Origin of the sequence: Pseudomonas sp. CROZ-RG-20F-R04-15 (assembly GCF_022662375.1) — a bacterium.
GTDB lineage: Bacteria > Pseudomonadota > Gammaproteobacteria > Pseudomonadales > Pseudomonadaceae > Aquipseudomonas.
The window spans coordinates 263,556-287,301 of record NZ_JAKNQL010000003.1; the positions used below are offsets into that span (position 1 = coordinate 263,556).

The following is a 23,746-nucleotide window of genomic DNA, read 5'->3' on the forward strand; positions in this document are numbered from 1 at the left end:
AAAGCAAATTCATCATCCAATAGTTACATCGACTGACACACCGCTTTCGCGAACAGGCTCGCTCCCACATTTGATGCTTACCAGACAAGAGAACTGCATTTCCCCCATAGGGTTATGGGTTGAGCTTGAGGGCTTGCTGCACGGCGCCATCGACGCTCAAACCGCTGAGGATCACACCGTTGGCCTGCACTTCAGGCAATGCGTCCAACACCGTCAGCGCTTCATGCTTGAGCCGCGCCAGAATCAATCGCTTGCCTTCCTGATGCACCCGCAGGAAAAACTCCTGCATCGCCTCAATACTGGTGCCATCCAGGTCAGGCGTCTCCTCAAGACTCAGAATCACCGTGTGCACCGGCACCTCTGCATGGCGGATCAGCCGTAACGCCGCCCCCAGAATTCGCTCAACGTTGGCAAAAAACAACGCTTCACTCGGCCGAATGATCAGTACGCCGGGCTCCGCTTGCGCAATGGGATGACGCTGCACATCGACAAAATCGTGTCCGCCATCAATCCGTCCCAATACTTGAATGTCCGCTGCCGACATCTGCTTGAGCATCAACAGCACACTGATCGCCACCGAAACCAGCAAGCCGTCCAGCACGCCCAACATCAATACGGCCGAGACCGCACAGATCACCAGCACGCGATCCCGGCGCCAGATGAAGTAGCGGCCCAGCGGCTGCAAACTCAAACCGCGACCCAACGCATGCATGACAATCGCGGCGAGCACCGGCTCCGGCGTCAGGGCAATCCATGGCAACACCGTCAGCACGATGATCAACACCACCAACGCAGCTACCCCACCGGCCCAGCGAGACGTCGCCCCTGCGGCTTCATTTGCCGAGGTCGCCGAGTACCCCGCGCCTGCGGGCATGCCATGAAACAATCCGGAGAGCAGGTTCGACGCTCCCAGCGCCAACAGATCACGGTTTGAGGTGACGCGGTCGCCGTGCTTGAGCGCATAGGAACTGATCGACCCGTAAGACTCCGCATACAGAATCATCACCAACGCAAACCCCACCTCCCCCAGCCGTAGCCAGTCGGCGAACGGCAGCACCGGCAAGTTGGGGACATCCAGGCTGAGGTCGATAATGCCGATCATCTTCACACCATGCGCTGGCAGATTCAGCCATTGCCCGGCGGCGATGCCGATCATTACCACCAGCAAGCCACCGGGTAGCCGAGGGAATCGTGAAAACAACCCGAGCAGCACCAGCGCAACGGCAGCAACACCTGCGGCCGGCCAGTTCCATTGCGGCAGTTGCTCAAGCAGTTGCGGGGCGAAGCGCACCAGATTGGCGTCGGTCAGATGCACGCCGACCACACTGGCGACCTGCTTGAGAATGATGGTCAGCGCCAGACCGAAGGCGAATCCACGCAAAACCGGTTTGGCAATGAAGGACGTGACACTGCCCAGACGAAAAGCCCCGGCCAGCAAAAACAACACGCCCGTGACCAAGACCAGGCCAACCGCCAACGTGGAGCGCAATTGCGGGTCACCATTGGCCAGGGTCGCCGTTGCCGCAGCCAACACGGCGGCCGAAGAGGAGGTGGCCGAGACAATCGCAAAGCGACTGGTGCCGAACACCCCGTAACAGAGTAACCCGGCGAACAGGGCGATAACCCCGGCCTGTGGCGCCAAAGCGGCGATGGTCGAATACGCCACCGCTTCGGGCAGCAAGAGGCCGGCTATCGATAGGCCGGCCAGCACATCCTGCCAGCGATTGGGTGATTCAACAGGTTGCGGGGCGCTCGACAATCCACTGTCTCCAGACGAAAAAAAGCCACTGCATACACCGTATGCAGCGGCCACTGTAGCTGAGTATCTGGAGTTGTGGCTTACGCGGTCAGCGAATAAATCAGCGCCGAAATCGCCACCAGACCTACTGCGGTGACAAACACATTGGACGCCTGACCACGATATCGCGCCATTGCTGGCACCTTGCGAATGGCGTACATCGGCATCAGGAACAGAATCGCCGCGATCACCGGGCCACCAATCGTTTCGATCATACCCAGAATGCTCGGGTTCAGGGTCGCCACGATCCAGCACACCACCAGCATGAACGCCGCCACAATGCGGTCCAGCGCCTTGGCGCCCGGACGTTTGCCGCTCTTGACGATCAGGCCTTTGAGACCTTCGCTGGCACCGATGTAGTGACCGAGGAAGGACTTGGAAATCGCCACAAACGCAATCAACGGCGCCGCGAAGGCGATGGTCGGGTTGCTGAAATGGTTGGCCAGGTACGACAGGATCGACAGGTTCTGCGCCTTGGCTTCTGCCAGTTGCTCCGGCGTCAGGGTCAGCACGCAGCTGAAGACGAAGAACAGCACCATCGCCACCATCAGCAGGTGCGCGCGGGACAGGATCTGCGAGCTGCGCTCTTCAGCATGCTCGCCATAGCGACGCTTCTGATCGACCGCAAACGCCGAAATGATCGGCGAGTGGTTGAACGAGAACACCATCACCGGAATTGCCAGCCACAGTGTGTGCAGCAACGCAGACGGTGCCGGCACGTGCGAAGCGGTGGCGAGAATGCCGCCGTTCCAGTGCGGAATCAGGTAAACGGCGAGGAACAGCAACGCGACGATAAACGGGTAAACCATCAGGCTCATCGCCTTGACGATCGCCTGCTCACCGCACCGCACCACCGCCAGCAGACCGAGGACCAGCACGAACGACAGCAGCGCGCGCGGAGGCGGCGTGATGTGCAACTGATGTTCGAGGAAACTGGCGACTGTATTGGTCAGACCGACGCTATAGATCAGCAGGATCGGGAAAATGGCGAAGAAGTACAGCAAGGTGATCAGCGCGCCGGCCTTGATGCCGAAATGCTGCTCGACCACTTCCGTGATATCAGCGCCTTCTCGACCGGAAAGCACGAAACGGGTCAGGCCACGGTGCGCATAGAACGTCATCGGGAACGCCAGCAGCGCGAGGATCACCAGCGGCCAGAAGCCACCCAAACCTGCGTTGATCGGCAGAAACAGGGTACCGGCGCCGATGGCCGTCCCAAACAGTCCCAACATCCAGGTGGTGTCCTGGCGATTCCAGCTCGAAAGTTCAGCGGGTGCTGCTGCATCAAAGCGCTCTTCGACGCTATTGGCCTGATCATTCATCCGGTCGGATCTCCGCATTCCGGTCACTTGCCACTCGGTCAGGATGCGTCGGAAAAAACCGACAGACATGCTCCGGCCGAAACAGGGGCGCGATTCTCCGTGATAAATGAGCATAAGCAAAGACTTAGCTGAGGAATGGTTGTGCGGAGCAGATCCGTTTGGCGTCGTTTTCGGGAAATTATTTGTCGTAAACAGGTATTCATGATGTCGTTAACAGGCACATGCAAGGGTATTCAGAGGGTTCGAGCCAACACCATCACGAAAGCGATCCCCACCGCGCCCATCACCATTCCAAGGCTAAACAGCAAAACCGTTTCACGCCTTTCGGCTTTGCGAAAGGGCTTCATGGCTTCTCTGAATTCAAACTCCTCTTGATACAGTCGGTCTATCCTGGCTCTGCTTTCCTCTGTGCTCATACTGCCCCCTTCCCATTTTTGGTGCTCTGAATCAACACGCATGCGCAACGGCAACCTGCTGCGCTCTCTTACAGCTTCAAATAAAGCCCAACGGCGGTGGCAATTGCAGTTAATGCCCCAGCCCCCACCACAAGGGGATACAAAAAAGTCTCAAGTTTCAGTTTTGCTTCCTCCGCCAAAAGCTTGCGCCTCTCCGCGCCGAGCTTTTGGGTTTCCGTTTGTAGCCTTTCGAGCTCTACATTTTTGTGGTCATCAAGATGCATGAACCTTCCTTGGCTGCTGACAGTTAACGCTCGGGAAGCTTTTCCATCCTGGACCACCTCCCATTGCTGCCCCATGATTTCGCGTTAACCGTCTGCCCGATAGCAGATGGCTCTGCCAAATGCGTAGGTAAAATCCGCGAGTTTCGTAGGTAGCCTCATACAAAAACAGCACCGAGGTCATCACCCCATGCTTTCAATCTGGTTGAAATGTTCTAGCGTGAATGAGTCCCTGCCCCCCCGGAGTCTCTGCCCATGCCCCTCGTTCGCGTCGACATCAAACAAAACCCCGACCCCACCTTCGCCAAACGCATCGGTGAGCAGATCTACGGCGCCCTGCGCAGCTGTATCGATGTGCCGGAGCACGACAACTTCCAGATCCTCACCGAGCACGACAGCCAGCACTTCGTCTACGACCCGCAGTATCTGGGAATCCAGCGCAGCGACGGCGTGGTGTTCATTCAGATCACCATCAGCGAAGGGCGCTCGGTAGAGAAGAAACAGTTGCTGTTCAAAACCATCGCCGAAAGCCTGCACAGCCAACTGGCGGTGCGCCTGGAGGACGTCTTCATCAATCTGGTGGAGGTGAAAAAAGAGAACTGGTCATTCGGTAACGGCATTGCGCAATACGTCACTTGAGCGGGTGATTGACAGCCCAACGCCGCCTTCGCACGCGATTGACGCAATCTGAGCATCCGCGATTGCGTCAATCAACTATTTGTAACCGCATTCTTAGTCCTACAGCGCCGTGTAATCGGTTTACTCGACCAGCGAACTGAACGACAGACAACACCTACAAACAAGTACATAACTTATCGACAACTCAGAATAATCCTACAACTTGCACACCTCAAAACAACCACCACAAAATATTACTTGAAAATAAAAAACAAGCCATTTGTTACAAGCAACTACCTGACTATTGAACATCCTTCCAGACGACGGCTATATTTTTTACGCCCCGGACACGAACAACCAACAGCAAATAATTTTCAAAGTTGATAAAGAGGACATCGCATGCACAAGAACACGATTATCTGTCTGTTACTCGCAGCGCTGTTTATCCCCCACGTCAGCGCCGCCCAAACGGCAGACGTACGCCAACTGGCCTCGTCACCGCGATGGCTGACCACCAAGGTCTATGTCGACGGCGCCCCTGAAATCGACGTCAAGGCAAAGTACCCCGGCGTTGTCGGTATTTCGACGTGGGATCCCGAGCGCAATCGATATGAGTTCTTTTACGCCGATACAGGCGAGTCAAAGTACAACAAGGGTGGTGGCGGTTACTTCTTTGTCACCGGCGATCAGCAACAGCACATTCTTGTCCCCGATGTCGGCCCGACCAAAACCGTTGTCAGGCGTCTGGAAACATTGAATGACCGAGAATTCACTTATTCCCGGGAAGTGCCGCGCGACATGACCGACAACAACCCGGTCGTACGTATTCACGTTGTTCACGAGCCGTATACCGGAACGGTAGAAACCAGGTCCGCCATCAAACAATAAGACAAGGAGTTCAATATGCAAAAGACACTTAAAACCCTGCTGATGTCGACGTTGCTGGCCTCTTCGGTGTATTGCGCCGGGGTCAACGCACAAGCCGCCAGTCAACCCGCAAAAAATGCCGTCGCCACTGCCGACAACGCGATGATGCTGACCGTTTTTCTGAAACATGATCAAACCCGACCGTTAAGTGAACTCAAGGCCCAGCTCGCACAGCAAGGTTTCCATAAAACCTTTCCCCCTGCCGGAGTCGAGGTGGTGAGCTGGAACATCATGATGGGAATTGGCCAGGTCGTTACCGTGCGCTTTCCTGTCTCGCGTCTGGCAGAAGTGAACCTTGCGCTGGAAAACACCGCCTGGGGCAGTTACCGCACCGAGTTCTATCCGACCTACGATATCAAGCCGATCGCGATGGCTGAACAAGCCAAAGCCCAAGCGGGCCAATGATGCCGACAGCGCACCGGATCACCGGTGTGCTGCCACCCCTTGCTTCTTGCCGGAAGCCGTCCAGAATCAAAGCACCACTGCGCGAATGACAACGATTGCCAAGTCGCTGCGGATTCAGCACTCTGAAACGACTTTCGCGACCAACCCGCCGACGTTCACAGGAGCCGCGCAATGCCCGCAACCGTTCTGGTACTGGTTGAAACCATCAATGACTATTTGCCGATTCTCGAACATCAGGGCTTCCACCTGATTCTCGCCCCCACACCCGCTGAACGGGCGCAAGCCATTGCCTCCCAGGGCAGCCGCATCGACGCGGTGCTGACCCGTGGTCCGCTGGGCCTCACGGCGGAAGAAATCGCCGCCCTGCCCGCGCTGAAGATCATTACCGTCATCGGCGCCGGCTACGAACACGTCGACCTGCAGGCCGCCAGCAACCGTGGCATTACCGTCACCAACGGCGCCGGGGTCAACGCCTCGTCGGTGGCCGACCATGCGATGGCGATGTTGTTGGCACTGGTACGGGATATCCCGCGTTGTGATGCCGCCGTACGACGGGGTGAATGGCCGAAGATCATGCGCCCGTCGCTGGCCGGCAAACGCCTGGGAATTCTCGGGCTGGGCGCCGTCGGGCTGGCGATCGCCAAACGCGCGAACCTCGGCTTCGACATGGAAATCAGCTACCACAGCCGCCAGGTGCGTAGCGATGTGCCTTATGCGTTCTGCTCGACGCCGACCGAACTGGCCCGGGCTTCGGACTTTCTGATTGTCGCCACGCCCGGTGGCATTGGCACCCAACATCTGGTCACCCGCGCGGTGCTCGATGCGCTCGGGCCGAAAGGCTTCATCGTCAACATTGCCCGCGCCAGCGTCATCGCTACGGCGGATCTGATCACGGCCCTCGAACAACGCAGAATTGCCGGTGCCGCACTCGATGTATTCGATCACGAGCCGCAAGTGCCGGATGCGCTGAAAACCCTGAGCAACGTGCTGCTGACACCGCACGTCGCCGGCCTGTCACCGGAAGCAACGCAAGGCACGGTCGAACTGGTAGGCAAAAACCTCGTGGCGTTCTTCTCCGGCGAGCCGGTACTGACGCCCATTGCGCTGCCACCGAAACTCAGCAACCAGCGCGTGCACTAAAGCACCCCGAGCAACGTCCACAGGCGCCGTGACTCCGCGTCGGCGCTGATCAACTCACCCAGCAACTCGCTCAACGGTTTATTACCCCACTCGACACCGCGCCGGATCAGATAGGGCACAGGACTATGAGGTTCGGTGCGGGCCAGGTATTCGGCGATCAGCAGCAATTGCCGATACGCCTCCTCGCGATTGGCCGGTTCGCGAAATGCCTGGGCAACCGGCGCTGGCTCTTCAGTCTGCGGCAGGGTGACGGGGGCGTCGACCACGGGTGCCGGCGCTGCCGGTTGTTGTGGGTGCATGGCGATAAACTCCTGAACCAGCTTCAGCAGCGCTTGAATGATGTCCTGCAAGGGGCGCAATCCCGGGCCTTGTTCACCCAGATAAGCATCGCTCCAGCTGTCGAGCCGTTGCAGGTGTTGCAAGCTCAGCAGCAGGTTGCCCTGGGTGCGCAACCAGAATGCCAGCGGTGTGGCGCGAATCTGGTCGCTGAGTTTTTTCTGTTCATTGCGCGCAGTTTCTGCCGAGCTTTTCGCATTCTTGCTGTCGTTGACCTGCACCTGTTGAATCTGCAAACGTCGCCAGACTTCCAGGGTATAGGCTTCAAAATCGCTGTTGCGCGTGCCGAACAGCGGCACGCGAGTGAGCAACACTTCACTGTAGCGACGCACCAGCCATTCCAGCGGAATCACGCGCCACGATTGATCGCCCTCCTCGGCTTGCGGATGCAGGTGCTCGGGGAAGCGTTCACACAAACCGGCGATCAGCGCCAGGCTGCCGGGCAACCCGTCCAGCGCTTGCAGGTGCAGCCACGCTTCGCCGAGCCAGGCGCTGAGCATCAAGTCCTTGCTGCGCTCAAGCAATAAAGCCGTGGTGAGCTTCTCCACCTCCGGCCAGTTCGCCCGCTTCAGTGTCGACTGCCAGACCCCGGTCGGCAGGCTGGCATCATCCTCGCGGCGCAAGTCGCGCAACTGATCGAACTCACGCTCATAGCGCAAATCAACGCCGCAGGGCACCTCCGTGCTGATCGGCGCGAGCAGTTGATCGATCAGGTCTGGCACAGCGGTCGAGGGCAGGCTCACAGGTCATCCTTCTGCGATTCAAGGGCGGCAGTACTTCCGGTCAGCTGAAACGGTGAACGCGGCGCACGGGTGGGCAACGGTGCAATCGACAGCGGCAATTTCGAGCCTTGGCTCATCAGTGACAAACGCACGAACATGCGGGTGAATTCGCTGGTGACGCTGTCGGTCGCGGCGGTCACCGGCAGGCGCAGGGTCAGCGGGAAGTCGGTGTAATCCATGCTCGGTTGCCGCTGCACCGAAAAGTGCGCGCGCATCATCCGCAGCAACGACCATGGCCCGCCATACTCCCAACCAGCCTCCAGATCGCGCACCACCAGATTCGGCTGCTGCGGATCGTTGACCGGGCGCTCCTTGCCGTTGCGCGCCCAGCGCAGGGTCAGACGGATGGGTTGACCGACCATCCAGCGCAAACTCGGCTGCTCGGCCGCGACCGGGTAGTTGATCTGCTGATTGCCCGCCAGCAAACCCCAGGCAATCACTTGATCGGCCCCCTGCTCATTATCGCGATCGGTGCGCCAGCGCACGTCGAGTTCGACGCCGAGGATGCCACTCTTGTCGCGTACAAACAGCGGCGTCAGCCAGATGCTGGCCTGCTTCAAACGATTGAGAAAATCCGCTGCGGCCACGCGCTCCGGCGTTTGGTTCGCAACCAGGCCGGCCTGAGCGACCGGCAGACGCTTGTCGATCAGCTCCAGCAAATACTGCACCCGCGCCGGGTCGGCATCCGGCATCTGCACGCCGTTGGCAAAGGGAAACCGGTCAGCGAGGTATTGATTGAAGTAGTTCGCCAGCTCATTCCACGCGGCCGCCGCCTGTTGTACTTGCAGTTGCTGGCAACGCTGCATGGCTTCCTGTTGCAGCTCGATCGCGCGCATCGCCAACGTGCCACGCCCACCGGCAACATTGGCGGTCTGCAACATTTGCAGGCAGGAATTGACGTCCATTTCAATGAAGTCGCGGCTGACCAGTTGCTCGATCTGCGCCGGCGAACTGGCCGGGTTGGCTTCCTTGTATTTACGCAGTTCGTCGTTCAGGGCGCTGAACTGCGTTACACGTTCGTAATCCAGTGCCGAGAGATTGGCTTGCTGCGTCGTCAACCACTGCAACGAAGACGTACGCCGCTCAGTGATGCCGAGCATGGTGTTGAATTGCTGCTTGAGGCTCAGTTTCAAATCCTGCACATCGCTGGCGCCGAACAATTGCAAGCCGAGGTTTTTCGAACCGTCCCACTGGCTGATTTCGGCACGACCACCGAACAGTGGCTGTGCGGTGATTTCCTCGATACCAGCGGTAATCTGCGCCATCGCGCGGCGGTTGAGCGCCGCTTGCAGGCGTGTAGAGAGATCCGCGCGGTGCACCTCGACAAAAGCCTTCTGCAGGGCCATGGCTTGCTCGGCCTGCACGTTGAACACGGCGTAAGGGTGCGCCTGGTCGTTGTGATCCTTAAGGCTCAACCACATCGCTTGAGCAGCGGCGCGCTCGGCGGTTTTCAGCAGTGCTGTGCGAAAGTCCGGTGGAATCCGCGGCAGCTCTTCGGCGATGTAGCTGTTGTAGTCGGCAAAATACTTCAGCGACTCATTGAGGTCATCGCCGTCTACGGTCTGGCCTTGCAGGTTGACGTTGTCATCGCTGTCGCGCAGGGCGACAGATACGAATTCACGCTTGAACAGCGCCTGTATCGCGTTATCCAGCTTGATCACTTGTTCCTGCAAGGCCAGTTGCCCGCTGGCTTGCTGCACCAGCAAGTTGTCCCGCGAACCGATCTGGGCGATCCATTGATCGCGGAAACTCTGCTGCAGGCGTGACGCTTGTGTGTCGAGGTCTTGCTCGACCTGGGTACCCAGCAACGTACTCTTGCCGACCTTGGTGAGAAAGTCGCGATAACCCGGCACCAGTTCCTGGCCCTTGCCGCGACTCCACGTCGAGTTGGTCAGGGCGATCGCCGCTTGCAGATCGTCGACCAGCGCGGTCAGGTCTTCCAGCTCGCTCAGGCTGTTGCCACTGCCGGCGTGCAACTGATCCAGATGCAATTTGAGATAGCCGGCCTTGCTGACAAAGTTGTCGGCGAGGAAATACTGATCCAGCCAGCGCTGCATCAATCCGGAAAAGTTGCTGACGATCTGCGGTCGGTCGACGCTCAGATCAAGCGCCTGCAAGCTGCCGTCTTCCCCGGCCACGAGCAGCCGATTGTAGAACGCTGCATAGGGCAAGGTGCCCGTATTGAGGTTCAGCGACAGCGCGTTGTTGCTCAGTTGCACCAGGTCGTCCAGCGGTGCGCGCGGGTTGTTCTGCACTTGATTGAACAACTGGTTCTGCTGCTCCAGACGCAAGGCCCGATCCACCAGATCGTTCGCCTTCAGATAGTTCTGCCACTGCGCCGGGTCGTCGCTTTCGATAGTGCTGCGCCGATCGGTGCTGCGGATCGCCTTGATCTGCGCCAGTTGCGCGCCCAACAGGTCATGCAGCGGCACCATGATGTGGCGCTGGGTGGATTGCAGCACTTGCTGCTCAAGCTGATTGTCCAGCGAGGAAAACCACGACGTCGGAAACACCAGAGACACATAGTTCCAGTGCGGCGCACGCTCCAGCACGCGCCAGAAGGTCTGCACGTTACGCCGGGTCGAGTCGACTCGCTGCGCCTCATCGCTGATCGCCACGTAGCTCTTTTGCGCGCCTTGCATCTGCCGCGCCAGTTCGTGGGCATCCTTGACCGACACGTGCCAGACCCAAAGCATTGCCACGGCCCAGATAATCCCGATCACCAGCGCCACGCCGGCCGTCAGCCGCTGCCAGCGCTGACGCAAACGCAGCAGGCGCGGCACGCCTTGCGCCAACCCGCGCTCGCCGACCAGGCGCTGACGCCACAACTGACGCACGAACACACTTTGCTGCAAGCCGCTGTCGTCGGCGGAGAATCCATCCTTGGCATCCTCCGAGGCCTGACTGGCGCTGAAATAGACACCGCGAAAACACGGTGCTTCACCCTGAGCATTGCCTTGAAACACCGGTTCCAGAACACTCTGCAAACCGCGTCGCAAAGTTTCCAGACGCTCCGGCAAGGCGTACAGATCGGCGCTCAACTGGCCGGACAAGGTGCCGATTTCGATGATCGCTTCCGCCACAGCACGATGGATGCGATCAAGCGCTTGATCGCTCCATTGCCCTTGCCATACCGCATCGCGCGAATAAGGCGACGACCAGCCAAGGGTACGTTCGCGGGCCTCTTCGGGCAGCGCACTGATCAGCTCCTGAAACCCTGGCAGCTCTTCAAGTCCGGTGATGATCACGTACACCGGCACACTCAGGCCAAAACGTTGCAGCAGATCGATGAAGCGTCGACGCGCAGCCAGACCGAGGCTGGCAGCCTGTTCGAGATTACTCAGGCGACTGACCGGCACCAGCCAGACCACCCCGTCCAGCGGCCGTTTGCTGCGCATCCGCAGGATCAGACCGAGCAAACGCCACCAGCCACCACGTTGCAAATGCATACCGTCGTCGGGCAGAAACAATGCCTGCGGCACTACAAGTACAGCGCCTTCCGGGTCCGACCACCAGCGGCCGAACCACGCCGGTTTGTCGGTCGGTTGCAGACGCCATTCACTGACCAGTTGCGTGCCCTGGGTTTCGTCGCCGAGCATCAGCAGCCATGGCATCTGATAGCGATCGTGACTGCCCTGCTCCTGCTCCATTTGCCGCACGGCTGCGTAGAAACTGCGGATCGCTGCACCACTCTGGGTGCGCAGCCACCATACCGCCACAGCGATGATCACCACGACCAGTAGCAGCGCAACCACCCACGCGACTATCGTCAGGGTACTCATGAGTCTTGCTCCACTGGCGCCACCGAGTCGATGATCTGCAGCACCGGGTCCAGTTCCGAACGAATGTCACGCCAGAGGAACTGGCCAAGCCCGGTCAGCAACAGCACCATCGCCAGAATCCCCAATGCCAGGCGAAAGCCGTCCGGCAGCGCCGTGCGCACCGGCAGTTGCAATGGCGTGGTCAGCGACGGCTGCACCAGGCGCTGACTGACATCGGCATAACCGGCCTCGTCCTGCCAGGCAAAGGTGTACAGCGCCAGCCGCCACTTCTCCAGTTGCGCCTGACTGTGTTCACCGCGCAAACGCCCATGAAAACCGAGGATCAGGCACTGCAGGTACACGTTGGCCAGATCGCGGCTGGTCGGTTGCTGTTCATCGAGCAATGTCTGAATCGCCGCCGGCACTTGTTCGCCGGCCTGACGACTGGAATACAGACGCGACTCCAACGGTTTGTCCTGCCACGCCGACTGCCCGGGCCATGGCGTGAACAGCAGGGTTTCGTCGACCAGTGCGACGAACGCATAGACCAGCGCCTTGACCTGCTCGGTCGCCGAATCGCCGACCCGCGCATAAGCGGTGCGCCACAACCGCTGCGACGCTTGCGTGGACAGTTCGACCACCGTGTCCACCAGCGCTGCTTCGTCCTCGCTGTCCTTGGGCAATTGCACCCAGTCCTGTTGCCATTGCTGCCACGTCTGGCGGAACGCGCTGCTCAACGGTGCGTCCTGCAACCCAAGGTTTGCGGCACTTCCTTGCGACATACGGCGTTCCTTGTGTGATCAGGCACTTTCGCTGTTCTGGGCGATAAACAGCACCACTTGCCACGGACTGCTGGTCAGCTTCGCCGCCGGTGCCGCGATGACCAGCGGCAGTTGCGCGTCGAACCACGTGCCTTCGGCGGTGATTACAAACAGTCGCGTGTCTTCGCCGACGCTGTAGGCCACCTGTTCGCTGCGGCTCATGACCTGATGCGCCAAACCACTCATGCGCTGACGGCTGAGCAGCGCAATGTGCGGTGCCGAGGCGACGATTGCACCGCGCAACCAGTCAATGGCCGCTTGTTCGCTGGCGCCGTTGGGCATGCGCAGACCGATCACCAGACGCTGACTCGGCTGCTCGTCCGGCAGTTGAATGGAAAAGCTGTGCTCACCGCGTTCGAACGGCAGGCTGCGGTAGCCGGCACGGATCAGTTCGAGGGTGGTTTCCAGCCATTGCAGCACCGCATCAAAACCGCGCTGCAACTCGAGAAAATCCAGTGGCGCAAACGCCGGCACCCCAGCCAGCGGATCGAGTGCCGCCCATGCGCCAGCCATCCCGAGCAGGTGCACATACAGGGACTGCGGATGCACGATACGACTGCTCAGTGCGCCTTCGACTTCCGGCAAGCGCGCCCACAACGCCGTCAACTGGCGGCGGATTTCCAGCGCATCGTCCTGATTGCCAGCCTGTTGCGCCTGACGCAAACGGCCGCCGAGAAACAGGCACTTCTCCCGCGCCCGCGCGCAGAGGCCGGCGATGCGTCGACCCAGCGCAGACTCCGGCAACAGCAGCGGTGTTGGCGCGGTGTAAGTCAGCGCCAGGAAGCCGCCGCCCTCCTTGCGGATTTTCAGCAGCGGCAGGCAGATCGAATCGGCTTTGTTCAGTTGCGTGCACAGGCGTGGATTAGGTCGCCACACGGTGATCGATTCAGGGAATTCACCACTGGTGAGATCCGGCAGCGCGTCCCCCACCACCGACTGCAAGCGGCCCTTGAGCGGCAGCAACTGCCCGGCACGCCACATCGGGCTGATCGCCAGGTACACGGTGACGGTCGCATCGTCGGCGGCATCGATCGCCGCACTGACATCCAGTTCGAGTGCCGGCCCGATCCCGGCCTGCAAATCCACCGGCAGGCCGTCAGGCATCGTCCCTTGCAGCGAGAGTACCCGCACTACCCCAGCGCTCAGCGCCGAAGGATCGAACTCCATGTGGCTGACACCCCAGAACCACGGGTTGCACGCTTGCGCCAGATGCGCGCCGAGCGCTTCGGCTCGCAGCCCTTGCAACTGAAAATGCTGCGGCAGCAATTGCATGCCTTCGTGCCAGCAAACCGCGTCAGGTAGCAGACTCATACGACTCCTTTCGACAAAGCCGCAATCCGGCGGCAGCGGTGGTATTTCAGTGTTCCGGGTTGACCAGGCTCATCTCGCGGCTGTCGAATTTCAGCCACGCCTCACTCTGATCGTCGAGGCGCAAGCGGTGTGCTCCGGGTGTGGTATAGCTGGCGAAGACCAAAAGTCCAGCGGCCTTCTTGCCCCCCAACGGGAAGGGCTGGCGGTCGATGAATTGCCCCGGCACCAGCTCCAGTCCCCATACGCTCATCAACTGACGATAGTCGCGCTGGTACTGCTCGCGCCCGGCGAACCACTGGCTGGCACTGATGCCCGACAATTGCTTGAGCAAATCCGGATCGGCGACCGCAATGAAGTCCACGGCAATCGGGGTGTCGTCGTTGGCTTTTGGCGCGACGTCGAGGGTCAGGCTGTCGAGGTCCACTTTCGGCCCGAAGAGCGAGCAACCGGCCAGGGACGAAAACAGCAATGTTAGAAAAAGTCGTCTACGCAAAATGAATTTTCCTTTTCGCGAACCTGTCCAAAAATGTTTTTGCTTGCTTTTTTATAGACCTGTTCTAGCGTCTTGGGTAGTTCGGTTCCTACAGCCGAATCAAGAAGGTTTGTCAAAGGAACGACAGGTCATCTGCCTCCCTTTCTAACCTACGGTCCAGCAAGGGAAAGCGATGAACGGGCCTCCCCGATGCATTGCGCCCGCTCATCGCATCGGAGTCCGCCGACATGGCAGAAAGTACTCAGCACAAGCTCGACCGGGTGCGCCCGCCCCGAGTGCAAATCACCTATGACGTCGAAATCGGCAACGCCATCGAGAAAAAGGAACTGCCACTGGTGGTCGGAATTCTCGCCGACCTCTCCGGCAAGCCACTTGAACCATTGGCAAAACTGACTGAGCGGCGTTTCACCGAAATCGACCGCGACAACTTCAACGAAGTGCTCGCCTCGATCAGCCCGCGCGCCACGTTGCAGGTCAACAACACCCTCAGCGGCGACGACAGCAAGCTCAACATCGAACTCAATTTCAAACACATCGACGACTTCGATCCGGTCAAGGTGGTGGAGCAAGTCACGCCGCTGCGGCGCCTGTTCGAGGCACGCCAGCGTCTGCGTGATCTGCTGACCAAACTCGACGGCAACGATGACCTGGACAAGCTGTTGCGCGACGTCATCGCCAACACCGAAGGCCTGCAGGAAATCAAATCGGCCCGCCCGGACACCGCTACCCCGGCAGCTGATGCCGAGGCTCCGGCCGAACCGCAAGCCTGATCGTCCACTTAATCGAGGGGAGAATTCGCCATGCCCGCTTCTGCTCAGAAACAAGCCAGCGACAGTACGACCGAGACACTTTCCCTGCTCGACCAGATCATTCTCGACGGCCGCATGGCCCACGATGACAGTCAGCAGGATTACGCCCGCGACATGCTCGCGGAATTCGCCACCCAGGTGCTCGACGAAGGCATGGCCATCGACAAGGACACCGTGGCGATGATCAACGACCGTATCAGCCAGATCGACGAGTTGATCAGCGCCCAGCTCAACGAGGTGCTGCACCATCCCGATCTGCAAAAACTCGAAGCTTCGTGGCGTGGCCTGCACATGCTGGTGCAGAACACCGAAACCAGCACCCGGCTGAAATTGCGCTTGCTCAACGTCACACAGAAAGAGCTGCAGAACGACCTGGAAAAAGCCGTCGAGTTTGACCAGAGCGCACTGTTCAAGAAGATCTACGAAGAGGAATACGGCACCTTCGGTGGCCATCCCTTCAGCCTGTTGGTCGGTGACTACACTTTTGGCCGGCATCCGCAGGACATTGGCCTGCTGGAAAAACTGTCGAACGTCGCCGCTGCCGCTCACGCGCCATTCATTGCCGCCGCCAGCCCGCGCTTGTTCGACATGAACAGCTTCACCGAACTGGCGGTGCCGCGTGATCTGTCGAAAGTGTTCGAGAGCCAGGAGCTGATCAAATGGCGCTCGTTCCGCGAGAGCGAGGATTCGCGTTACGTGTCTCTGGTACTGCCGCACTTTCTTCTGCGCCTGCCCTACGGCCCGGACACCTCGCCAGTGGAAGGCATCAACTACGTCGAAGACGTCAACGGCACCGATCACAGCAAATACCTGTGGGGCAATGCTGCGTGGGCGCTGTCGCAACGCATCACCGAAGCGTTCGCCAAGTACGGTTGGTGCGCGGCGATTCGTGGCGCTGAAGGCGGCGGCGCGGTGGAAGGTTTGCCAGCGCATACGTTCCGCACCAGCTCTGGCGATCTGTCGCTGAAATGCCCGACCGAAGTAGCGATCACCGATCGCCGCGAGAAAGAGCTTAACGACCTCGGTTTCATCGCCTTGTGCCACAAGAAAAACAGCGATGTGGCGGTGTTCTTCGGTGGCCAGACCACCAACAAATCCAAGGTCTACAACACCAACGAGGCCAACGCCAACGCGCGGATCTCGGCGATGTTGCCGTACGTGCTCGCCGCGTCACGTTTCGCCCATTATCTGAAGGTGATCATGCGCGACAAGGTTGGCAGTTTCATGACCCGCGACAACGTGCAGACCTACCTCAACAACTGGATCGCCGATTACGTGCTGATCAACGACAACGCCCCACAGGAAATCAAGGCGCAGTACCCGTTGCGTGAGGCGCGGGTGGACGTCACCGAAGTCGCCGGCAAGCCTGGCGCCTACCGGGCGACGGTGTTCCTGCGGCCGCACTTCCAGCTGGAAGAGCTGACCGCATCGATTCGCCTGGTGGCGACATTACCACCGCCGGTTGCCGCTTAAAGCTCCAGAGAAACCCTGATGGCGAGAGGATTTATCCCCTCGCCACGGGTTCCGTGTTCAGCCCGTTTGCCTAATGTGATTTTCTTCAGGAGTTTCAAGCGATGGATGCAATCATTCTCGACCTCGGCGGCGATATCAAAGGCGATAGCCTGCTCGAAGGTTATGCGGACAAGATCGAAGTCATGTCCTACAGCCACAACGTGGCGATGCAAGTGACCAACGACGTCAGTAACTCGGAACGCACTTCCGGCAAACCTCACGTCGGCGAGTTCACCCTGACCAAGTTCGTCGATACCTCGACACCGTCTCTCAACGAATACTGCTGCGCCGGTAAGCCGATCCCCGAAGCCATCATCACCGTCGGCCGCAACGCCGCCGAAGGCAGTGGGCAATTGATGCCCTTCATCGTCTACACCCTGACCAACGTGGTGATTTCCAACGTCAGCGTCAGTGGTGGCACCGGCGGCAAACCGGTGGAAACCCTGTCGCTGAACTTCACCAAGATCAAATGGGAGCTCACCGCGCAGAAAGACGACGGCACCAAGGAAGGCACCGCCGCGTCGACCTGGGACATGGCCGCCAACAAGCTTGTCAGCTAACCCGGCGTTCTGGCCATGGCAGGCACCGGCATGCGCGCACCGCTGTTCGAACGCCTCGCGTCCAGCGAGGCGGAGAATCCGCGCGCATTCGATCGGCAGGACTTGCTCGACTCGGTGCACGCCGAGCTCGGGCGCCTGTTCAATACACGCCGAGGTCCGCTCACGCGAACCACGCCAGCGAGTGTGATCGACTACGGCATCGCTGACTGGAGCGCCCTGCAACAGCAGCGCAGCGATGACCGGCGCAAGCTGGCGCGAGACATCCGCGAAGCCATCAGCTCTTTCGAACCACGCCTGAAACTCAGCGAAGTTCAGGTCAATCCCTTGCCCGAACAGCCGCAGCGGATGAGCATACGCTTGCTCGGCGAGTTGCGCAGCGGCCAGCAGCACTGGCCGGTGGCGTTTGTCATCGAGCCCGGCGGCGAAGGGCTGGAGGTGCGCCATGAGCGACTCGATTGATCCGCAACTGCTCGACTACTACCAACGCGAACTGACCTGGCTGCGCCACGCCGGCAGCCAGTTTGCCGAGCGCTATCCAAAAGTCGCGCGACGCCTGGAACTGTCGCCAGGCGAATGCCCCGATCCCCACGTTGAGCGTTTGCTGGAAGGCTTTGCGTTGCTCGCCGCACGCCTGCAAAGGCGCCTGGATGACGACTACGCCGAATTCAGCGATGCGTTGCTCGAACAACTTTATCCATTAGCGATGCGGCCGTTGCCGTCCTGCGCCATCGTGCAATTCGAGCCGGACCCGAGCAAAGGCAACCTCGACGACGGCTATTCCCTGCCCCGCGACACGCCGTTATTCGTCACCACCAGCAAAGGCGAGAGCATTCACTTTCGCACCTCGGCCGCCGTTCGGTTATGGCCGATCGAAGTCAGCGAGGCGCTGTTGCTGGGCAGCGATGAAGCCCAGGCATTGACCGGTGTCGCGCAGTCGCGCTCGGCATTGCGTTTGAGCCTGCGTTGCCTGGGCGAAAGCCAATGGGCAGATCTGGGTATTGAACAATTGCGCATCCATCTGGCCGCGTCACCGGTGGTCAATGCCTGCCTGTATGACCTGCTCGGCGCGCATGCGGTGCAGGTGCTGGCGGGGTCGCCGGGCAGCGTTCCGATGGCGCTGAAAGGTTTGCCGAATATTGTTGGTTTCGGTGATGACGAAGCCCTGCTGCCGGATGAAGACGGAGTCCATCCGGGCATGCGCTTGCTGGCCGAATACTTTGCCTTCCCGGACAAACTCCACTTTTTCGATCTGCCGTTGCGCGGTGTTTCCAGCGACAGCCAGACCCTCTATCTGTACATCGTTTTCGATCGTGCCCCCGCTAGCCGCCTGCACTTGCAGGCCAGCGACATCACCCTCGGCTGCGCGCCGGTGATCAACCTGTTCCCGCGGACTTCCGAGCCGCTGCGTCCGGATGGTACGCGCAGCGAGTATCGACTCATCGCCGACAGCCACCGCGAGAACAGCGTCGAGATCCACAGCATTCGCGGTATGCGCGCCAGTACTCGCGCTGGCGTGCAGCGTCTGCCGGCGTATTACGGCAGTCAGCACAGCGGCGGCGACCAGCAGCGCTACTGGCATGCGCGACGGGTCAACGGCATGACGCCGAACCGGCTCGGCAGTGATTTACTGGTGAGCGTGGTCGACACCCGTTTTGAACCGCAAACCGATCTGCCCGACTACAGCCTTACCGCCGAGTTGCTCTGCACCAACCGCTATCTGGCACAAAGCCTGCCGGCCGGCACGCCGCTGGGTTTCGAGCGTCCCGGGCCGGTCGCCTGGGCACGCCTGCGCAATTCGCCAAGTGCGCAAAGTCTGCCGCGGCTGGACGGTGATTCGCGCTGGCGCCTGGTCTCGCAACTGACCCTCAATCATCTGTCGCTGGTCGAAGGGCCGCAGGCGCTGGATGCCCTGAAAGAGATTCTGCATCTGCACAATCTGCGCGATGAGACCAGTGCGCTGAGACAGATCGAAGGTCTGCTGCAACTCAACTGTGAACGGGTAATCGGCCATGTGGGCGCCGATGCCTGGCGCGGTTGGCGCAATGGTCTGGAGGTACAGTTGCAGCTCGATCCACAGCACTTCGTCGGCAGCAGCGCCGTGCTGTTTTCGGCGGTGCTGGCGCAGTTCTTTTCCCTGTACGCCACGGCCAATCGCTTTGTGCGCACCGTCCTGATGCAGTCCGACAAGGAGGTCAAGGCATGGCAACCCCAAGCCGGCATGCCCCTGTCGCTCTGACCCTGAGCCAGCGCCTGCGCCGTGAGCCGCAGGCCTTCGAATGGTTGCAGGCGTTGCTGTTGCTCGAACGCGAGCAGCCGCAGGCCGATCCACTTGGCAGCGGCACCTCGCCGCAGACCGAAGCGCTGAAACTGCGCGGGCCACTGACGCCGGCGTTTGCCACCAGCCAGATCGAAGCCCTGCACGAAGCACCTGGCGAACCGCTGACGATCGACACGCCGATCTTCGGTCTCGGCGGCCCGGACGGTCCTCTCCCCTACGCCTATCAGGATTGGCTGCAACAACGGGCGCGGGCCAAGGATCATGCACCGGCCGCGTTTCTCGATCTGTTCCAGCATCGCTTGCTCAGCCTGCTTTACAAAGTGATGCGCAAGCACCGCGTCGCGTTGGGTTTTGTCACGCCGGGGGCTTCGCCGGTGCAGGCGCAATTGCGCGCACTGACCGGTTTGCTGCCCAAGGCTTTGCAGGAGCGCCAGGCTGTTCCTGACTGTGCTGTGCTCGCATGCACGGCGTTGTTTGCCGATGGCCGTCGCTCACTGGCGGGGTTCGCCGCGATTGTCCGCGAGCAGTTTGCCGTGCCGGTCGAATTGAGCGCCTACGAGGGTGCCTGGCGGCAGATCCCGCCGGCCAGCCGCAGCGTGATCAAACCGGGTGGACGCAACTTGCAACTGGGCCGCAGCGCCGTGGCTGGCACGCGGGTCTGGGATGAACACGCCGGTATTCGCCTGACCCTCGGGCCGTTGCCATCGATACAGGCGGCGCGTTTTCTCCCGGATGGCGAAGCACACCCGGCACTGGCCAGCCTCGCCGGGTTGTATTTCGGCCCGGATCTGGACGTCAGACTGGTGCTGCGGGTGCGCGGGGCCGGGCCGCTGAAACTCGCGCGCCAGAGCCCGGCTCTGCTGAGCTGGAACGGCGGCTTGCAGCGTCAGGCCAGCCTCGGCGTGCAAACCATCGAAACCCGCCTTCGTCAGCTGGAGATCACCTGAACATGGAACTGGCCAGCCTGATCGGACGCCTCAACCCGGACAACCGCCGCGCCCTCGAACGCGCCGCACAGCGCTGTTTGCAGCGCGGGCATCACTTTGTCGAGATCGAACATCTGTTGCTCGAACTGCTCGACATCGAGGGCGGTGACTTTGCTTTTCTGCTGCCGCGTTTCGGCCTGGAACGTGATGCGCTCACGGCTGAGATCAACAAGGCGCTGGACCTGTTCAAGGCGGGCAGTACGCGCACGCCGGCGCTGTCGTCGCACACCCTTGGCTTGCTCGAAGATGCGGTGGTCCAGGCCAGTGTGTTGGGGCTCGACAGTATTCGTTCCGGGTTGCTGTTGCTGGCGTTGATCGATCGCGACGAGCGCCGCAGCTTGTTGCTCAACAGCGCCTCATCGTTGTTGCGGATTCCCAAAGAAGCGCTGCGCGCGAATCTGCTGGAATGGACGGAAAACTCTCGTGAGCATGTCGGTGCGCGCAAGGGTTCATCGGCCAATCCTGCACCGCGCCAGGACTCGGTGCTCGATCAATACACCCAGGATCTGACGGCCGACGCTCATGCCGGGCGCATTGATCCGATCGTGGGTCGCGACGGTGAGATCCGTCAGTGCATCGACATTCTGCTGCGCCGTCGACAAAACAATCCGATTCTGGTGGGTGCCCCGGGCGTGGGTAAAACCGCCGTGGTCGAGGGTCTGGCCCTGCGCATCGCCGCCGGTGATGTGCCGCCGTCGTTGCAGGAGGTCAGTTTGCGCGTGCTCGACCTCGGTCTGTTGCAGGCCGGTGCCGGGGTCAAAGGTGAATTCGAACAGCGCTTGAAGGGCGTTATCGATGCAGTGCGCAGTGCCGACAAGCCGATCATCCTGTTTATCGACGAAGCGCATACGTTGATCGGCGCTGGCGGTGCCGAGGGTGGCAGCGATGCGGCCAACCTGCTGAAACCAGCGCTGGCTCGGGGTGAACTGCGTACCCTCGCCGCCACGACGTGGATGGAATACAAAAAATATTTCGAGAAAGACCCGGCCCTCGCCCGCCGCTTTCAGCTGGTACAGGTAGAAGAGCCGGACGAAATCACGGCGGTGGAAATGCTTCGCGGCGTGGCCGCCAAACTTGAACAGCATCATGGCGTGCAGGTGCTCGATGCCGCTATTCATGAGGCAGTAAAACTCTCGCATCGCTACATTTCCGGCCGCCAGTTACCGGACAAAGCCATCAGCGTGCTCGACACCGCGTGCGCCCGGGTCGCCCTCGGCCAGCACGATGTGCCGCCACCGCTGGAGAGCCTGCGTCATCGCCAGCAAAGCCTGAAAGAAGAAGTCGAACGCCTGCGCCGTGAACAGGCCACCGGGCTGGACCACCGTGAACGCATCACGCTGCTGGAAAGTGAATCGAAGACCAACGTGCAGGCGATTCGCGAACTGGAAACCCGCTGGAGCGAAGAGCGCGTCGCCGTGCGCGAACTGCTCGATACCCGCCGTGAACTGCTGGATTTGAGCGAACGCGCCGACAGCGAAAAACCCGATGAAGCCACCGACAGCCGCATCGATCATCTGGCCGCCGAACTGCTGCGACTGGAGGCCGGCCTCGATGCGATTCGCCAGGACGATCCACTGGTGCCCGAACAGGTCGACACCAAAACCGTCGCCGCCGTGATTGCCGGCTGGACCGGCATCCCCGTCGGCAAAATGCTCGCCGACGAAGCCCACGCCGTGCGCACACTCGGCACGCGTATGGGCCAACGGGTGATGGGCCAGAGCACCGCACTCAACACCATCGCCCAACGCTTGCAGGCCTACCGCGCGGGACTGACCGATCCGCAAAAACCAGTGGGTGTGTTCCTGCTGGTCGGCCCTACCGGCGTCGGTAAAACCGAAACCGCTTATGCCCTGGCCGATGCGTTGTACGGCGGCGAACGCAACCTGATCAGCATCAATCTTTCCGAATATCAGGAAGCCCACACCGTCAGCCAACTCAAAGGCGCACCACCGGGTTATGTCGGTTATGGCAGCGGCGGCGTGCTGACCGAAGCCGTGCGGCGCAAACCGTATTCGGTGGTGTTGCTGGATGAGATCGAAAAGGCCCATCCGGATGTGCTGGAAGCGTTCTACAACGTCTTCGATAAAGGCTTGATGGAGGACGGCACCGGGTTGGTGGTGGATTTCAAGAACACCGTGATGCTCGCCACCAGCAATGTCGGCGCTGAGCTTTTACTCGACACACCGGTTGCGCAACTCGGCTCCGAAGCTTTCAACGAAGCGCTGCATAAAGTCTTGCTGCAAGCCTTCCGCCCGGCGTTTCTGGCGCGCATGACCGTGGTCGCGTATCGGCCGCTGGATGAGGCGACGCTGGAAGGGATTGTCTTGGCCAAGCTGGAAAAACTGCGTGGCCGTTATAAGGCGGCAACGGGCAAGCAATTCGAGTTTGATTCAGGGATTGTCAAAGCAGTGCTCGCCAAGTGCAGCGCGGCAGGTGCGCGGGATGTCGAGAATGTGTTGATGACGCAGGTGACGGGGAAGTTGGCGGAGTGGGTGTTGGAGTGACCTCCAAAACACCTCCATCAACTGCCCGAACGGAGCAAAGAAACCAAGGAGACCCATCATGATTCCGGCAATTTTCTTTATTGGGCCAATGGGAGGAGTGGATTGGGACAACACTCAAACGATGGTGAGAAACAACTGGCAAGCCGTTTGCGCAATCATGACGAAACTGGGAGTGCCAGTCGCGACGTTTGTGGGTCAGCGTCAATTTGAATCCCAGTTCAACTGGGATGCGTTCAAGTGCGAAGGTCAGTGTGGGGCCAGAGCGCTACCGCTGGACTGCGCTCAAATTGATCACAGAATTCCTCAAGCCACACTTAACGGCGCCTTCCTTTATACCCTAGGCTCAATGCTGCCCGTATTTGTGGGTAACACGTGCCAGATGAATTACAAAAATAGTCGGGGACCGTTAGGGCGGGATGGCCTGCGCACAAACTGGAAGGTCTTTGATGAGGGCACAATTTTGGTCGCGCCTCATCAGGTCGATTGCAGAGTCGTCGAAGCAAATTACACCTACAACCCTATCAGTCGAAAAATAACGGTGAGTTTCCCCATCACAACGGGGATAGCGGCGGCGGCCAAGGAGTTTGATTTAATCGAAGTCCTGCGTAATGACATCACCAATGTCAGGCCGCTGTGTCCTCCTTGTAATGGCGCACGCAACGCAAACCCCAATATGTTTTGAAGGCCGGACACCGCCAGAAAGACAA

General features: G+C 60.1%; 21 protein-coding genes. 12 read left to right on the forward strand and 9 right to left on the reverse strand.

All coding sequences use genetic code 11. The features are described from left to right. Positions 1–112: 112 nt before the first annotated feature. The 4 genes from L8H52_RS07315 to L8H52_RS07330 form a co-directional block, all read right to left on the reverse strand. A complete protein-coding gene (locus L8H52_RS07315) occupies positions 113–1,759 on the reverse strand; it encodes a SulP family inorganic anion transporter (protein WP_242206408.1) in 1,647 nt (548 codons plus the stop codon). 80 nt (positions 1,760–1,839) lie between these two features. Beyond that, positions 1,840–3,120 carry an HAAAP family serine/threonine permease gene (locus L8H52_RS07320; protein WP_242206410.1) on the reverse strand — a complete coding sequence of 427 codons (1,281 nt, stop codon included), beginning with the start codon at positions 3,118–3,120 and terminating at the stop codon, positions 1,840–1,842. A 233-nt stretch (positions 3,121–3,353) separates the two neighbouring features. Continuing rightward, positions 3,354–3,536: a hypothetical protein gene (locus tag L8H52_RS07325; RefSeq protein WP_242206411.1), complete on the reverse strand. Its 183-nt coding sequence runs from the start codon at positions 3,534–3,536 to the stop codon at positions 3,354–3,356. Between the two features lie 68 nt (positions 3,537–3,604). Continuing rightward, entirely contained in the window at positions 3,605–3,799 is a 195-nt protein-coding gene (locus L8H52_RS07330) for a hypothetical protein (protein ID WP_034152472.1), read from the reverse strand. A 252-nt stretch (positions 3,800–4,051) separates the two neighbouring features. Between L8H52_RS07330 and L8H52_RS07335 the strand changes: the two genes are divergently transcribed. The 4 genes from L8H52_RS07335 to L8H52_RS07350 all read left to right on the forward strand — a co-directional run bounded on the left by L8H52_RS07335 (position 4,052) and on the right by L8H52_RS07350 (position 6,886). Continuing rightward, positions 4,052–4,435, forward strand: coding sequence for a tautomerase family protein (locus tag L8H52_RS07335; RefSeq protein WP_242206413.1), 384 nt, complete (start codon positions 4,052–4,054; stop codon positions 4,433–4,435). A gap of 378 nt (positions 4,436–4,813) precedes the next feature. Further along, positions 4,814–5,302 (forward strand): DUF4822 domain-containing protein, encoded by a 489-nt coding sequence (locus tag L8H52_RS07340; RefSeq protein ID WP_242206415.1) that lies wholly within the window; start codon positions 4,814–4,816, stop codon positions 5,300–5,302. Between the two features lie 15 nt (positions 5,303–5,317). Next, positions 5,318–5,746: a hypothetical protein gene (locus L8H52_RS07345; RefSeq protein WP_242206417.1), complete on the forward strand. Its 429-nt coding sequence runs from the start codon at positions 5,318–5,320 to the stop codon at positions 5,744–5,746. A 171-nt stretch (positions 5,747–5,917) separates the two neighbouring features. Next, a complete protein-coding gene (locus L8H52_RS07350) occupies positions 5,918–6,886 on the forward strand; it encodes a 2-hydroxyacid dehydrogenase (RefSeq protein WP_242206419.1) in 969 nt (322 codons plus the stop codon). Here the strand turns inward: L8H52_RS07350 and tssA are convergent. The 5 genes from tssA to L8H52_RS07375 are packed head-to-tail and all read right to left on the reverse strand — an operon-like array spanning position 6,883 to position 14,390. Continuing rightward, complete coding sequence (gene tssA, locus L8H52_RS07355) at positions 6,883–7,965, reverse strand: type VI secretion system protein TssA (RefSeq protein ID WP_242206421.1); 1,083 nt, start codon at positions 7,963–7,965, stop codon at positions 6,883–6,885. The two genes, L8H52_RS07350 and tssA, sit on opposite strands and share 4 nt — an antisense overlap. Next, the gene (locus L8H52_RS07360) at positions 7,962–11,786 is read right to left on the reverse strand and encodes a type VI secretion protein IcmF/TssM N-terminal domain-containing protein (RefSeq protein ID WP_242206422.1); all 3,825 of its coding nucleotides are present in this window, start codon (positions 11,784–11,786) and stop codon (positions 7,962–7,964) included. Before L8H52_RS07360 ends, tssA begins: the two co-directional genes overlap by 4 nt. Then, entirely contained in the window at positions 11,783–12,547 is a 765-nt protein-coding gene (locus tag L8H52_RS07365; protein ID WP_242206424.1) for a DotU/TssL family secretion system protein, read from the reverse strand. The genes L8H52_RS07360 and L8H52_RS07365 overlap by 4 nt, the downstream gene beginning before the upstream one ends. Before the next feature lie 18 nt (positions 12,548–12,565). Next, positions 12,566–13,897, reverse strand: a complete 1,332-nt coding sequence (gene tssK, locus L8H52_RS07370) for a type VI secretion system baseplate subunit TssK (RefSeq protein WP_242206426.1) — start codon at positions 13,895–13,897, stop codon at positions 12,566–12,568. Positions 13,898–13,943: 46 nt separating this feature from the next. Then, a complete protein-coding gene (locus tag L8H52_RS07375; protein ID WP_242206428.1) occupies positions 13,944–14,390 on the reverse strand; it encodes a type VI secretion protein in 447 nt (148 codons plus the stop codon). A 227-nt stretch (positions 14,391–14,617) separates the two neighbouring features. Here L8H52_RS07375 and tssB point away from each other — a divergent pair, with 227 nt between their 5' ends. The 8 genes from tssB (at position 14,618) to L8H52_RS07415 (ending at position 23,721) form a co-directional block, all read left to right on the forward strand. Then, positions 14,618–15,160: a type VI secretion system contractile sheath small subunit gene (tssB, locus tag L8H52_RS07380; protein ID WP_064390536.1), complete on the forward strand. Its 543-nt coding sequence runs from the start codon at positions 14,618–14,620 to the stop codon at positions 15,158–15,160. A gap of 30 nt (positions 15,161–15,190) precedes the next feature. Further along, complete coding sequence (gene tssC / locus L8H52_RS07385; protein ID WP_129394379.1) at positions 15,191–16,672, forward strand: type VI secretion system contractile sheath large subunit; 1,482 nt, start codon at positions 15,191–15,193, stop codon at positions 16,670–16,672. Positions 16,673–16,773: 101 nt separating this feature from the next. After that, positions 16,774–17,271: an Hcp family type VI secretion system effector gene (locus L8H52_RS07390; RefSeq protein ID WP_242206430.1), complete on the forward strand. Its 498-nt coding sequence runs from the start codon at positions 16,774–16,776 to the stop codon at positions 17,269–17,271. A 15-nt stretch (positions 17,272–17,286) separates the two neighbouring features. Further along, entirely contained in the window at positions 17,287–17,730 is a 444-nt protein-coding gene (tssE, locus tag L8H52_RS07395) for a type VI secretion system baseplate subunit TssE (protein WP_242206431.1), read from the forward strand. Beyond that, the gene (gene tssF / locus L8H52_RS07400; RefSeq protein ID WP_242206433.1) at positions 17,714–19,507 is read left to right on the forward strand and encodes a type VI secretion system baseplate subunit TssF; all 1,794 of its coding nucleotides are present in this window, start codon (positions 17,714–17,716) and stop codon (positions 19,505–19,507) included. The genes tssE and tssF overlap by 17 nt, the downstream gene beginning before the upstream one ends. Then, complete coding sequence (gene tssG, locus L8H52_RS07405; RefSeq protein WP_242206436.1) at positions 19,471–20,496, forward strand: type VI secretion system baseplate subunit TssG; 1,026 nt, start codon at positions 19,471–19,473, stop codon at positions 20,494–20,496. The genes tssF and tssG overlap by 37 nt, the downstream gene beginning before the upstream one ends. Before the next feature lie 2 nt (positions 20,497–20,498). After that, positions 20,499–23,039, forward strand: coding sequence for a type VI secretion system ATPase TssH (tssH, locus tag L8H52_RS07410; protein WP_242206438.1), 2,541 nt, complete (start codon positions 20,499–20,501; stop codon positions 23,037–23,039). 58 nt (positions 23,040–23,097) lie between these two features. After that, positions 23,098–23,721, forward strand: a complete 624-nt coding sequence (locus L8H52_RS07415; RefSeq protein WP_242206439.1) for a hypothetical protein — start codon at positions 23,098–23,100, stop codon at positions 23,719–23,721. The last annotated feature ends 25 nt before the right edge of the window (positions 23,722–23,746 follow it).